Source organism: Okeania sp. KiyG1 (genome assembly GCF_014132355.1).
Lineage (GTDB): Bacteria > Cyanobacteriota > Cyanobacteriia > Cyanobacteriales > Microcoleaceae > Okeania.
In genome coordinates this window covers 68,276-82,583 of the sequence record NZ_BLZO01000115.1, presented here as the reverse complement: position 1 = coordinate 82,583, position 14,308 = coordinate 68,276, and the positions used below count along the sequence as shown (strand labels likewise).

At 38.2% G+C, this 14,308-nt stretch carries 12 protein-coding genes and 1 pseudogene; 7 read left to right on the top strand and 6 right to left on the bottom strand.

Annotated features, from left to right (window positions below; genetic code table 11):
- Positions 1-1,511 (bottom strand): glycine--tRNA ligase subunit beta (gene glyS / locus SAGCYANO_RS27060; protein ID WP_202222910.1); only part of this gene is annotated, 1,511 nt, incomplete at its 3' end.
- A 1,383-nt stretch (positions 1,512-2,894) separates the two neighbouring features.
- Positions 2,895-3,053: a hypothetical protein gene (locus SAGCYANO_RS27055; protein WP_202222909.1), complete on the bottom strand. Its 159-nt coding sequence runs from the start codon at positions 3,051-3,053 to the stop codon at positions 2,895-2,897.
- Between the two features lie 1,704 nt (positions 3,054-4,757).
- Here SAGCYANO_RS27055 and SAGCYANO_RS27050 point away from each other — a divergent pair.
- On the top strand, positions 4,758-5,444 hold the full coding sequence (locus SAGCYANO_RS27050) for an ABC transporter ATP-binding protein (protein ID WP_237396735.1): 687 nt from the start codon (positions 4,758-4,760) through the stop codon (positions 5,442-5,444).
- Between the two features lie 83 nt (positions 5,445-5,527).
- On the opposite strand, the gene SAGCYANO_RS27045 is transcribed toward SAGCYANO_RS27050, so the two are convergent.
- On the bottom strand, positions 5,528-5,794 hold the full coding sequence (locus SAGCYANO_RS27045) for a hypothetical protein (RefSeq protein WP_202222908.1): 267 nt from the start codon (positions 5,792-5,794) through the stop codon (positions 5,528-5,530).
- A 537-nt stretch (positions 5,795-6,331) separates the two neighbouring features.
- On the opposite strand from SAGCYANO_RS27045, the gene SAGCYANO_RS27040 reads away from it, so the two are divergent.
- Positions 6,332-7,672, top strand: a complete 1,341-nt coding sequence (locus SAGCYANO_RS27040; RefSeq protein WP_202222907.1) for a phosphatidylserine decarboxylase family protein — start codon at positions 6,332-6,334, stop codon at positions 7,670-7,672.
- A gap of 53 nt (positions 7,673-7,725) precedes the next feature.
- Here the strand turns inward: SAGCYANO_RS27040 and SAGCYANO_RS27035 are convergent, their stop codons facing one another.
- Complete coding sequence (locus tag SAGCYANO_RS27035; RefSeq protein WP_202222906.1) at positions 7,726-7,875, bottom strand: hypothetical protein; 150 nt, start codon at positions 7,873-7,875, stop codon at positions 7,726-7,728.
- A 333-nt stretch (positions 7,876-8,208) separates the two neighbouring features.
- Here SAGCYANO_RS27035 and SAGCYANO_RS49460 point away from each other — a divergent pair, with 333 nt between their 5' ends.
- From SAGCYANO_RS49460 to SAGCYANO_RS27010, 5 genes are all read left to right on the top strand, one after another.
- Positions 8,209-8,394 carry a helix-turn-helix domain-containing protein gene (locus tag SAGCYANO_RS49460; RefSeq protein WP_307785974.1) on the top strand — a complete coding sequence of 62 codons (186 nt, stop codon included), beginning with the start codon at positions 8,209-8,211 and terminating at the stop codon, positions 8,392-8,394.
- Positions 8,395-8,731: 337 nt separating this feature from the next.
- Entirely contained in the window at positions 8,732-8,911 is a 180-nt protein-coding gene (locus SAGCYANO_RS49455; protein ID WP_202222905.1) for a transposase, read from the top strand.
- Complete coding sequence (locus SAGCYANO_RS49450; RefSeq protein ID WP_202222904.1) at positions 8,895-9,056, top strand: transposase; 162 nt, start codon at positions 8,895-8,897, stop codon at positions 9,054-9,056. The genes SAGCYANO_RS49455 and SAGCYANO_RS49450 overlap by 17 nt, the downstream gene beginning before the upstream one ends.
- 122 nt (positions 9,057-9,178) lie before the next feature.
- Complete coding sequence (locus tag SAGCYANO_RS49445; protein ID WP_307785975.1) at positions 9,179-9,505, top strand: zinc ribbon domain-containing protein; 327 nt, start codon at positions 9,179-9,181, stop codon at positions 9,503-9,505.
- Between the two features lie 1,082 nt (positions 9,506-10,587).
- Entirely contained in the window at positions 10,588-10,953 is a 366-nt protein-coding gene (locus SAGCYANO_RS27010; protein ID WP_237396734.1) for a hypothetical protein, read from the top strand.
- 447 nt (positions 10,954-11,400) lie between these two features.
- Here SAGCYANO_RS27010 and SAGCYANO_RS27005 read toward each other — a convergent pair.
- Both SAGCYANO_RS27005 and SAGCYANO_RS27000 read right to left on the bottom strand, forming a co-directional pair.
- Positions 11,401-12,604: pseudogene (locus SAGCYANO_RS27005) on the bottom strand (4-hydroxy-3-methylbut-2-enyl diphosphate reductase).
- A 553-nt stretch (positions 12,605-13,157) separates the two neighbouring features.
- A complete protein-coding gene (locus SAGCYANO_RS27000) occupies positions 13,158-14,054 on the bottom strand; it encodes an SGNH/GDSL hydrolase family protein (protein WP_237396733.1) in 897 nt (298 codons plus the stop codon).
- Between the last annotated feature and the right edge of the window lie 254 nt (positions 14,055-14,308).

Below are 14,308 nucleotides of genomic sequence, written 5' to 3'. Positions count from 1 at the left end.
TCGGCTGACCAAGTAATATTAACCACTGCATTTGCTGCCCGACGTAAAGCAAAGGGGTCAGAGGAACCTGTAGGTAACATTCCCAATCCAAAAATACTTACCAAAGTATCAAGTTTATCTGCCAAACTCACAACTTGACCGCTAATACTTTCAGGTAAAATATCTCCAGCACCTCTAGGCAAATAATGTTCAAAAATTGCTGTTGCTACAGCTTCATCTTCCCCACAAGCACGAGCATATTTTTCTCCCATTATTCCCTGGAGTTCGGGAAATTCATAAACCATTTGAGTTACTAAATCAGCTTTGCAAAGTAGGGCTGCTCTTTCTATATTTTTGCTTTCTTCTTGACTGATTTTTAACTGTTCAACTATTAACTTAGCTATATTAACAATACGTTCGACTTTTTTCCGCACTGAACCTAGTTTTGCTTGGAATGTTACAGCTTCCAATTCAGGTAAATAACTTTCTAATGGTTTAGCTAAATCTGCCTTATAGAAAAATTGCCCGTCAGCTAACCTAGCTCTAATTACTCGTTCGTTTCCCTTAGCAATAATCTCTGACTTTTCCGGGTCGCCATTAGAGATAGTAATAAAATATGGCAGTAATTCAACTTTAGATTTAGGAGTTTTTGTGGATTTCAAAACAGGAAAGTAACGTTGATGTGTCACCATAACCGTTGTTGTTACTTCCGAGGGCAAAATTAAAAATTCTTCGTCAATTTTACCAACTACTGCTGTCGGCCATTCAACTAAATTTGTAACTTCTGCTAATAATTCTGTCGGAACTTCTGCGATTCCTTGAACTTTTTTGGCTACAGTTTGTATTTGTTGCTCAACTTGACTCTTTCTTTGTTGAAAATCTACTTCTATATAAGCCTTTCTCAAGACTTCTGCATAATCTTTTGCCTGCTCAATTTCAATATATTCAGGATGTAAAACTCTATGTCCGTAGGAGATACGACCAGAAGTAATTATCTCAGAGCCATTTTCTAAATTTATCGGCAATATTTCCCCATCTAATAATGTTACTAACCACCGAATAGGACGAGGAAATTTGATATCTCCATCTGCCCAACGCATAAATCTTTTACCTTCAAGTTTATTAATCCATTCAGGTACTAATTTGATAAGAATTTCTGCTGTTTGTTTACCCTGAATTTTTTTATTGACGAAAACAAAATCACCTTTTTCAGTCGGGCGTATTTCTAGGTCTTTTAATTCTATTTCTTGTTTTTTAGCAAAGCCTTCTGCTGCTTTTGTAGGTTTACCGTCTTTAAAAGCTGCCTTTGCCGGAGGACCTTTAATTTCTTCTTCTCGGTCTGGTTGTTTAGTAGGTAAACTGTTGATGACAACAGCTAAACGTCTGGGTGTAGCATATATTTTCACCCCATCATTTGTTAAAAATGCCTCACTCAATGCAGTAGGGATAAGTTTTTCCCACTGTGATATTGCTTCAGAGACAAAAGTTGCGGGTAATTCTTCTGTACCAATTTCTAATAAAAATGTCGGCATAGCAAAATATTGACAGATTTGGATATTATTATACCGTTTCACTAAAGTAAAAAGTAAAAATTCAGAAGTTAAAAGTTATATTTTAAGTACTTAAAACCTCTACTATACAGTAATTTAAGCTTATTATTTTACTTCATCATTTACCAACTATTTGTGACATTTTTTAAGTGAAATGGTATTAGTTAATTACAACAGTTTACCGAAAAATTGAGTTTAAAGCTTTCCCCCTCTAATATCAACAGGACTTACCCATGCAACTCCCTTGAAAACTATTGTAGGGGCGAATGCCATTCGCCCTCACTCGACTTAGTCTCCGTGCGTAATATCATGTTCGGACGGGTCAGTTATAATAAAATTCAAGGACTTACAGTACCGACAGTACTAAAGAAATACTGAAATTATCAATACTATTATCCAATATTTCATAAGCATTCCTCCTTTCTTCCCTCCTGACTCCTGACTTCCCCTCCCCTCCACGGTCGGGGTTAGGGGTGGGTTGACTCCTGACTCCTCAGAACAGTTATTTATAAGTATTCAACCGAACATGATATAAGTCACGATCAAATCTCACGCATTTTTGCTACATCTTCTTGAGCGGGGGAGTAGGGGAGTGGGTAGGGACGTTGCATACAACACCCGTACATAAGAATAATTAGGGTCTGCGCTTCACTAGTCTTTTTTAAGGAGTAGGGGACCCACCCCTCGCTCCTCCCCTCCCAGGAGGGGAAAAGGGGAGTAGGGTAGGGACGTTGCATAAGTCCGTACGGGAGAATTTTTTTGCCCAACTCTCGCCCAAAATACGCTCTTTCTTTGAGCATGAAGAGCTGAAAACCAGGTACAATTTCTAGACCTAAAAGTCTAAAACATTTACCTGTAAATGCTTTGAGATTTATGAGCGCAAGCCCTAATTAGGGTCTGCTGAAAAAATTAGTTGGTGGGAGTAGGACACGGGGACGCACCAGACGCACCAGACGCGGAGATCGGGGAACAGGCAAAGGTTTCGGCCATTTTATGTGGATAAATTTTCTTGAATTTCAGCAGAAAATTTCAGTAAATTGATGCCAATAACAGCCATAAACGTAGGAGAATTACTGAATATAAAAAGCTCCATTACCCTAAGCTATCCTGAATTTTAGCTTTATGAGCGCAAGCCCTAATTAACAATAACTGGAGTGCTAATTATCAAAAAAGTTATTCAGTTTGTATTAATTACTTAATCAGGACTTACGCAAATCAACCTTGAAAACACCATATGTAGGGGCGCCATTCGGAGCTTTGCGGAACGCAAATGGCATTCGCCCTCACTGGATGTAGTGTCTGTGCGTAAGTCCTGTTAATAATTGAAGTGTCACTTAAGTTCAGCATTCTTTTTTCATCCTTGGTCTAAAACCAAATATCACACATTTTTGCTACCTCTTCTTGAAAGCAAGTAGTAGGGAAGTTGCATAAGTGGTGGTGCATTGTCCGGCAATGTTTGTTAGGAGGTACGGCAGTGGGAGCATCTTGCTCCCGTGCCTGGTATTCCTCTTTGCTGTATACCATGACGCTCCTGAGGACTATCAGACCTACCACCTACCACCTACCACCTAACACCTAATTCTGTGTAGCCTTACAGCGCTTTTGCTCATTCGATGAACCACATCTTCACACATCAAACCTTGTAGGGACGTTCCATGGAACGTCCCTACTGTGGTCTACTAATCATGAAAACCGCTGTAAATAAAATTAGTATAAGTTCTAAGTTTTCAATTTAGATATTTTTCAATTAACTATTCTATGACTATTATTTGTATTTTTAAATATTCTATAACTATCTTGAATAAATATTTTTTATTTTTATAACAAAGCATAAGTTTTAATTAATATCTGCCATGTTTTATACCATAATGAATCTTATACTATAAGCTCGTAAATATATGACATTGAAGTTAGTTAAGCCAATAATTAGTAAATTATTAATCCAGCACATACCTCTGGCAAAAATCAAAATTAAATCTTTTTCTTTCTAAATATTTATCTTTTCGGTCTTCCATTACCTATTCAGAAACTCTTGTAAGAAGTTTAACTATTTTGTGTTTTAAGAGACAGAATTCGTAAGCAATACAATTTATTTAGCGATCGCTTTTATTCCCTGTTATGTATTTAAACTAATAACTTCACTTCATTTAGTTAATAGTTTAAATACAGAGCCATACTCACACCTGGGTACTAATAATTACATCCTAGAGAAAAAAAAAATTTGTGAAGCAAAAGCATAAGACTGGGGTTATGATTATAGTTAAAGATGTAGACTGAAATTATGCCAATAACTTGAACTTGAGCCATCAATATTCATAATTCATATTTTTCAAGCCCAGCACTGAACAATCCGAAATTGAATCAGGAAAAAATGAAGAAGATACTCAAAGACTCAAATATGTAGCTTCTAACTATTTAAAGAGTTGATTCTCATTCAATTCTCAGTAAATAGTATCTGTTTATTCAATTTTATCTCTGATAATAGGGCTGATTAGGCTAAAATAAAATTTGATTGATGAAACTATATAATAAAGTTTCTCTTCAGGTGAAAGGCCATAATATTGAAATAACTCACTCAGATGTAACTTAAATTTTCCTACCATAAATAATGTTGAAGAGGACTCCCGTTATAATCGCACTTATTTAACAGTGATACGGGGCATATAAACTGCGCGGGAAACCCACGCTCGAGCGCCCCAATGCGAATTTCAACCAGAAAAATAATTGAGTAATACCCGCGCGCATTTTTGGCGTTATAATCATATAAATAGTCGTGGGGTACACGGTTGAATAAAAGCGCACCGCCTCTGCTGAGGGTTCCTTAGCGTCAAGACGGAGCAAGAAAGCTTCTGGAGATGGTAGTAGCGGGGGTGCAACTCAGTTTATTTGATTTGTTATCTAGCCCGAGAATCTGTTTTAGCGTAGCTTTGCGCCAGCACTCGCAAGAATCTCCCGTTATAATCGCGAGATTTAACTGTGAGAGTGTCAAAGAGATTCAATGATGATTATGTCCAAAGCCAAAAATTAGGTAACCAAAGACATTCGTATAATAATGCTTGCATAAGCAAAAATTACCAGAGGTATATTCCTCTACCCCGGAAACACTCTAGCTTACTATAAAGTCACACTATGACCACTTTCAATATGTACATGGCTGCCGCAACCAAAACTAAAAGCTCTGATGTCTCCACTTATAGAGATATTGCTAAATTGAACACATCAGCAATTATGGCTTGTGGGTTGACAATGACCTACCAATCTGGAAAACAGTCATACCAGGTACTAAAGAATATTGACTTGACAGTAAACAAAGGTGATGTCCAGCTATTGATGGGACCATCTGGTTCTGGTAAAACTACTTTACTGTCAATCTTAGCAGGATTATTAACACCTACATCTGGTAGAGTATGTATCCTGGGACAAGAAATCACTAAAATGTCCAGAAGCCAACTGGCCAAATTTAGACTTAAGAATATCGGCTTTATATTTCAGGGGTTTAACTTGTTCCCTGCATTGACGGCGAGAGAAAATATAGAAGTGGCTCTGAATATGAAGGGTATCAAAGGTAAGGCAGCAAAACATGAAGCTCAGGTACTTTTAGAGCAAGTAGGGTTAGCGCCCCAGGCCAAGCTACACCCAAGAGATTTATCTGGTGGCCAAAAACAAAGGGTGGCGATCGCCCGTGCCCTATGTGGAAGTCCTAGAGTAATTATGGCTGATGAACCAACAGCAGCGTTAGATTCTCACAGTGGTCATACAGTTATTGAGTTACTGCGTCGTCTTGCAAAAGAAGGTGGTTGTACAGTGTTAATGGTCACTCACGATCCTAGAATAATAAGTTCTGCTGATAGAGTAGTTTATCTTGAAGATGGGGTTGTGCAGGAGAATAAACTTTTATCAGACAATATCCTATAAATTTTTTCATATATTCATCTTCAAATTGATCATTCCCAGAATTTTCTAGCTCTTAACCTGGGAATTAATTCTTTGACCTCAGCTTAGATTGAAAAACTTTTTCCCCGATAATATTCTTGAAAATAAGTTAAATTAGCACAACTAGATCGATCTAGTTTAGTTAGTAATAAAGCAGTATTAGAGCTAGGAGAAAATATATCTAAATTAATTAGAGGATAATTTACCCAAGAAGTTTCCTGATTTTTTTGTAACTTAACTATTCTTTCGATGGAAATAATAGAAATACCAGAAAGTTTAGAGTTGGAATTCCTATCAATTATAATTTTATCTAAGTTAACTTCTGTACCCATGGGTTACCAAAATTTATAGGATTATAGAGAGGATAGTGCGAGTGCCAGCAGAATTATTCGTTGATTTGGATATAGATAGCAAATATTAATAGTATTAGTTGGATTAGATCCAGCCCGATAATCTTAACGTACTTCTTACATACCAAGTTTAACTCCTTATTTTCCAAAGCCAAGTTTAACTCATTGTTACCCCCCAACACCACTAAATATTCCAGATTGAATCAAGTATTGAGTAGGAGCATAAAATAAATTCTATAGTAGCGATCAAAGGTATATTCAGGATTTATCAAATAAATTGGTATACAATAGTTGGGGATTTTAGGGAAAGGTTTTCAGTTCAAATTAACTATTATAAAAATTGTCACAACCAATTTAAGATTGCTAAATTGAAAGACACGCTTAACAGAATGCGCGAATGCAGAATGTAGAATTAATTAATTTTTAAATTCTCAATTATTAATTATTCTGAGCCAGAATAGCAGATATCCAGGTATATAATTTAATTATTTCCATTTTTTGATTAGGAACCTAAAATCTATGGTGAGAGTAAACAAACAACGCTTGGGTGGCTGGCTACCATCCAAGCCGGAATTACTTCGTAAGTGGGTAACTAAGTTTTTGTCTAAACCTGTGGCCGATCCATCTGATTATGTCCCTCCTATCCAGGAGTTGCAAAATTTGGTAGCCAATACGCCTAGTCTACAGCTCACTACCCAAGCCATGTTTACCGAAGCCTACATATACGATCCGGATAACCCTACTGGAGCTCCAGCTGTGACCAGTTGGCCACAGTTTCTGGGTCTGCTCAACAATATTATGACTACATCCCCAGAATTTATTGTAGATAATGATGGAAAGGCACAAGGGTTGGTGGGTTTTCCTATTAATGCCTTACTAGACTGGCCTATGGGCACTACTTCAGGCTACTCCACGTTTTCTTCCGATCTGTTTAACCGTCAATTTCAGAAAGTACTCAAATATTGGGGGCAATTTCTGACTACTGAGAAATCGCGCTATGTCTTGGCTCATGGCGAGCCCGATGCAGATCCTCCCTCTATTGCCTGGTTGAGCAAGTCAGCCAAAGAGCAGATGGTAGCTGTAGCATGTCAACCCAGTCAAGACAGCTCTGCTTGCTTAAATAAGAAATTCGAGGAAATTTTCCAAGTACCAGATCCTCAAGATCCTTATTATCTAGGCTTTAATTCCTGGGACCAATTCTTTATACGTGAGTTTAAGCCTGGATTACGCCCCGTGGGTTCTGCCTCGGTAGTTAATGCCTGTGAATCTGCCCCATTGCAGTACAAGAGCAATGTCCAATTGTCAGATCTGTTTTGGCTCAAGGGTCAGCCCTACTCCCTGGAAAATATGCTCAATTTTGACCCTTTGGCAACTCAGTTTGCTGGAGGTTTGGTTTATCAGGCATTTCTAAGTGCACTTAGCTATCATCGCTGGCACAGCCCCGTGGATGGGGTAATTGTAAAGGCCTTTGTCGTTAATGGATCTTACTACTTGGAGAACAGGTACGAGGGAGTATACAGTTCCGAACCAGATCCATCAGCTCCTAATGCTTCACAGCCCTTTATTACCTCAGTAGCTACTCGGGCTGTAATCTTCATTGATGCTTGTGAGCGGGGTATTGGCCTAATGGCCTTTGTTGCGGTAGGTATGGCCGAAGTATCCAGCTGCGAAATTACGGTACGCGTAGGGGATAATGTTAAACGGGGCGATCAGTTGGGTATGTTCCATTTCGGAGGATCTACCCATTGCCTAGTATTTCAGCCTAGTGTTTCCCTAAATTTCCAGGTATCTGTAACTGATCAACCTAATCTGGATGCTACTAATGTGGCTGTCAAATCCAATCTGGCTACACTGGCGTAGATTGTCAGAGAACCCGGTCTAAAAAGTCTGTGCAACGGACGGGTGGGCGATCGCTATTTCTGAGACAAGAGATCGGCAAAACTTTCCAGAGAATCAATTAATACAGCAGTTTTAGTTAACTGTTTGAGCGATTCAATATTATCAATTTGATTAACAGTATCCACAATATTTGTAGGTACATTTTCAAACCTAGTTTCTAACACTGTGATGATTGATTCTCTTGTAGATTCTAGTTTCCCTTTTTCCAGACCAATCTCCTCTATACTGGTAATATAAGGTATCTTTTTTCCTCCTCATAATTATATACTTCTGTTTGAAATTGTCTTTTCAATTCCTCTGGCAAAATCATCATCCAGTCTATTAATCTGAACAACTGAATCACCATTTCTCTACTATAACCCCTCTCATATAGTAACCGCACCAAAGTTAATTTACCGAAAAATTGGGTTTAAAGCCTCGCCCATAAGCGGGCGACTTTTTTAGTTGATTTTATTTCAATAAATATGTTATCATGTTGTTAGTTTAAGAGTCAAATTATGAAAGCTAGATTTAAGTATCGTATCTATCCAACACCGGGACAAAAATATCAATTAGCCAAGCTATTTGGTTGTGTCCGTGTGGTTTGGAATGATAGTCTAGCTTGCTGCCAAGAAAAGTATAAATCAGGAGAAAAGAAACCTACTTATCTCAGAACTACAAAAACAGTTTATTACTCAAGCTAAAAAGACTGAAAATAGAGAATGGTTATCAGAGGTTTCTGCTATACCATTGCAGCAATCTTTAAATGATTTAAACCAGGCTTATCAAAACTTTTTCAAATCAACTAAAGGTCAGAGAAAAGGTAAACCTGTTAAACCTCCTAAATTTAAGAGTAGAAAGTCAAAGCAAACTGCTAGGTTTACACTCGTGAGGGTTTAAAGTTGGTCAACATAAAGTTTATTTAGCAAAAATTGGAAAGCTGAAAATTGTTTTGTCAAGAGAGTTACCTACTGCTCCATCATCAGTAACAGTAATCAAAGACGTAGGGCGAACGGCCGTTCGCCCCTACATAGATATTTCTTGAGTTTTGTAGTAGAAATACAACCAGAAATCTTACCTAAAACTGATAATTCAGTAGGTATAGATTTAGGTATTAAAACCTTTGCTACATTTAGTGACGGTACAAAGGTTGATGCTCCTAAACCACTCAAGAAACGAATTAAGAAGTTAAGAAAGGTTAAGTTTGTCATTATCTCATAAAACTAAAGGCTCTAAAAGGTATGAAAAAGCAAGGATTAGAGTAGCTAAATTCCATGCCAAACTGAAAGATACAAGAACAGATTTTCTACATAAATTATCTACTGAAATAATTCGTGAAAACCAAACAATTGTTTTAGAAGTATAACAACGTTTCTGGGATGGTTAAGAATCGTAAATTATCCAGGGCAATATCCGATTTAGGTTGGAGACAATTCCGGACACTTCTTAGAAGGAAAAGCAGAAAAATATGGTCGCGATTTTAGAGTAATTAGTCGTTGGGAGCCTACATCTCAAATTTGCTCAAATTGTGGCTTTAAAGGTGGGAAGCTAGACCTTCAGGTGCGAGAATGGGAGTGTCTCAACTGTGGTGCAAAACATGATAGAGACGAGAATGCAGCAATAAATATATTAGTCGCGGGCGGGCAGTCCGAGACACTAAACGGACGTGGAGGCAAGTGTAAGACTACCGCCAAGGTAGCAGCAGCCATTGTTAGCGACAGCTATGCGAAGCAAAACGTCAACCCACCGAGGAGTTACGGCTCGGTAGGAATCCCCGTGCCTTTAGGCCGGGGAGGATGTCAATTTCCAATCTAACGAGAGGATTTTGTAAGCATTCAGCTATTAGCAGTCAGCTATCAGCAACAAGATTCTCTTGTTAAGGACAGTGTTTAAATTAACAACTGACTTTAAGGGCAAGGAAGGGAAGCAACTTTTGTAGTAAGACAATTAAATATTGCTTTTATCCTAAACTAAAAGTAATAGCTGAAGTCCGCAGTTCCTCCGGAGGAGGCTAGCTGATGGCTGACGGCTGAATGCTTACAATTTAACTATAGGAAATCTCAATTTTAATTGACAACCCCAACGACTATAACTATATTTTCTAGGTCGCCATTTTTTCTTGTCATCTCCCAATACAGCTAAATTTACGACTTCTGTATTTTTCAACCGATACTTATTAATTGATAATGGATAATGAAAAATATCTTTAATTATTAATTATTAATTATTAATTATTAATTATCCAATAGTTTAATAATTTAACCACCGGAAATTCTGAAGTATAAGGAGCAGATTCAGATGGAAAGTACGAAGGAATTGACATTTATCGGTAATTTGTGGTAATTGTAACGCCATACAGAACAGAATATTGTACTGTTGCTTGCTAGAACTTAAAAACATAGACTATCCAAGACTTATATCTACAAAATGTCTATGTTTTTACGCCTTTAATTTGTGTTATTATCACATACGTCTGCTAAGACCAGAGGATTTTAGCAACTATTATTGAGTGTTTTGCACTCGACTTTTCATCAGAGATGAAAACCCCGAGGGAATCCTAAACTCAATGTGCTTGAGCGGAACATTAACCTTCCCGTGCCAGTAGACTTATGGACAGGTGAGTCGGAAAATCCCTTAACATCACCGATGAAGAGCGTGTCTAGGATTGTCTAGATTTTTAGAAGGTGCAAGACAATTCTAAGTTAGACCTCACTCAATCTAACCTACATTAACTCGCCCTCAAGTGAAAAGATGGCTGAGTTAAAGCCTAGTCAACTTAAACATTCCTCAAGGAGTCAAAAATGATACGCGCAATAATTATTTTTCTTGTTTCAATATTGTTAATTTCCTCTCCCGCGAGAGCTGCTGAGACCGAAGGAGATCTTAGTGGTTACTGGATGGGAACATGGACTAGCCTAAATGCACCTAATTACAATGGTGTAGTAGAAATGGACATCAAAAATGAAGGAAAGGATGTGTACGGCATCTCGGTGATAGGTAACACAAAGTGTTTCCCGGATCGAGTTTTCAAAGGTAAATTGTCAGGTAAATACAACAACTTTATCAGGTTTAAATTAGCTCCTATAGAAAACCCAGAAGATTCTTTCGCTAAAAACAGGGGAGTTATAAATAGGTATCGCAATGCTATTAGTATGGTCTATAGCTTTAACAAGCCTAACTCTGAATGTTACGGAGATGTTGGTACAATGTTCATCTCTAAGATTCAACCCTATTCTAGTATTCAGGGAATTACGAAGAAGTAATCCTATCTCTGTTTTTTTGCAAGGAGAAGGCGATGCAAATTTGGCGAGTGGCAAACGCCTTCTCTTTTGTCTAAAGTTCAGTGCAGCAAATGGGCGAGACAGTTGGGCTTTTTTGGAGAGATTTTTTCCGCAGCTCAATTCAGCAACCCCTAATTTTTTTCGGCGTTGCTGAATGGAAGTATGAATGCGCGATTGTTTGGTTCTCGCCTTCGCCCCCGCGCATCCCCCATTCAACAAAAAGTGCAGCATCTTCTGGCTTCCCCCGATCCTGCGGGGGACGGGAGGGGGATAAAAAGGGGGACTTTCAGAGTTTCTTCCCCCCAAAATTGGCTTGCTCGGGTAGCTCTGCATCATACCCAGAATCAGCAACGCCTTTTTTTCTAGTAGTGGTGAAACTATCAAATTAAGAATCACCACTAAATTTTCTCAATTAAAACAGACTAATATTTAATTCACAGTAACTAACTTCATCTCCAAAATTTTATTAATAATCTCTTCAACAGCTTTATCTGGAGTTGAAGCGCCAGAAGTCACACCTACAACTATCTGACCTTCAGGCAACCAACCTTCGGATATTTTTACCTCATTTCCTAAAGGTTTATGTTCAATTATATTCCCAGATAAAATTCTTTTAGCATCATCAATATGATAGGAAGGAATGCCATTTTCTATTGCCATTTCCTGTAAATGAGTCGTATTAGAAGAATTAAAACCTCCTATTACTACCATTAAATCTAACTTTTCATCGAATAAACTCGTCATTGCATCTTGCCGTTCTTGAGTCGCGTCGCAGATAGTATTAAAATTTTGATAATGCTCATTTAATTTATCCGGTCCGTACTTTTTCATCATTGTTCGTTCCAGCAACTTTCCTATTTCTTCAGTTTCACTCTTCAGCATAGTAGTCTGATTAGCAATACCAATTTGTTCTAAATCTAAATCCGGATCGAAACCTTCAGAATGAGCTAGTTTAAACTTATCCATAAACTCATCACGGTTGCCACCATTGAGAATATAATCGCAGACATATTCTGCTTGTGATTTATTCAGAACTATCAAATATTTATCAGCAAAAGAGCTAGTAGCTATAGTTTCTGCGTGATTATATTTACCGTGAATAATAGAAGTAAATTTTTCTTTTTCTGTTTTTCTACGCTATTCCAAACTTTAGAAACCCAAGGGCAAGTAGTATCAACAATTTGGCAATTTTTTTCCTTTAATATCTGCATTTCCTGAATACTTGCACCAAAAGCAGGTAATATTACAACATCATTATCTCCCACTACAGAAAAATCTTTTTACCATCAATTACAGGAATAAATTTAACTTTCATATCCCTCATATCTTGATTAACAGAAGGATTATGAATTAGTTCATAAGTAATCCAAATTTGTTGGTTAGGAAAATGTTGACGAGTTTCATAAGCTATAGCTACTGACCTTTCAACACCCCAACAAAAACCAAAAGCTTTTGCGAGTTTGATAGTAACATCCCCTTTTTGCAGGGTATAATCGTTATCTTTAATTTGTTGAATTAAGTTACTTTGATAAACAGACTGCATAACTGTGGCGACTTCTTCAGCATGACCAAACCCTTTGCGGTTATAATTCTCAGATTTTTTTAGCGCCCTGGTAAAAGCTTTTGTATCCATAGATTATGTTCAACCTTATGATTAAATTTCTTTTATTTTATAGCTCACCAAGGATTTTAATCCTTGGCTAATAGCTTAAATTATCTTAAGATGACTCTTGAGGAATATGCCATCTTTTTCATCTTCGGGACTTACGCAGAGACTCTACTTATCAAAATAATATGGGTCGCGCAACCCTGCCTTTTAAGGCGCAATATTTTTGGAGCGGAACTCAAATCCCCGTTACAAAAATAACTTCTGACTCACAGGAGTGCGCGTTCCGCAAGCGAGCTGGCGTCGTCGCGGGGTCGCACCGCTTCTGAGTTCTGACTTCTGACTTCGTTAAGGGGAGGACGAATACCATTCGCCCCTACAGATGGTGATTTAAAAGTCAATTTGTGTAAGTCCTATAGGGGTTAGAATCAATAGCTTTTATAGAATTTTTGATAATTAGCGCCCTAGTTAGCCTTAATTATTGTTATCTTTACTTCTCCCCTACTCCCCCACTCCCTCACTCCCCTACTCCCTACTCCCTCACTCCCCTACTCCCTCACTCCCCCACTCCCCTACTCCCCTACTGCGGTTCTTCTAGTCTCATTTTGCTATACATTTGAATCGCCGTACTCCAAATTTGATAACCATTCTCATTTAGATGGAGACCATCAGTACTAAGGTCCCCTCGGAGAAAACCTTGAGAATCTGTAAATAATGGGTGAAGATTTAAAAAAAATGCTCCCTCAGCATCAGCTAAAGCTTTTAAGCTACGATTTATTCTTCTGATGCGACTATTAGGTAATTGTAACAGATAATCACGACCTTCCCAGATAGCTGCCTCTCCACTGTGGGGTAAAATAGATTGGATAACTATTTGACTGCCAGGATGAATGGAGCGTAATTGGTTAATAATTTTTTTTTGATTTGCTAAAACGACCTGATCGCTCTCTCCATGAATTAAATCATTAATACCAATCATCACAAAAATTGTTTCTGGCCTGGTACTATCAAATAAATAAAGTCGCTTCAATAGGCCAGACGAAGTTTCTCCAGAAATTCCTTGATTTAACCAGGTTCTATCTCTAGGGAGAAGTTGTGAGGGAAACCAAAGGCTCAAAGAGTCTCCCACCATAACAGTTAGACGATGGGGACGATTTTTAGCAGCAGCGATCGCCTCTCGCTGTAACTGTTCTACCCATTGTTCATAAGTCCATTTATGGGTTCTACCAATAGCCAGAAGCTCTTTCCTGGGTTCTCCAAATAGTGGACTTGGTTTATTAGTTCTAATCCTATCAGTAACATAGTTTGTTGTAGCATTTGCTTGAGGCTCTTCTGACAATTTATAGTCACTCATTACTAGAATGGCCACTGTTAAGAACAGTAGCCCGTTAGCAGCTAAGGAAAACCAAGCCCAAGTTGGAACATTTTTAGATAAAGTAAACACCGTAGCTGAATTGACATACTCCCGAAGTTGCACTTAAGCTACAACGCAGGACTCTTCAGTCATGAAAAAAACGACCGCTGTTTTGACAGAGGTGATGCCCTCCCCCTGTGTTGACCTTGATAATAACATGCATACCTGCTAGGTTGTCAAGGGTATAGGAAGGTTTTATGTGTGGAGGTCTCCGACTCTTAGCCCTGGCATTCATCTCGACGCTCCCCTTCAGGAGAGCGCGGGACTTCCCGCCAGGGAAGTTAAATTAGTCTCCGATACTGAAGTAACTGATTTAT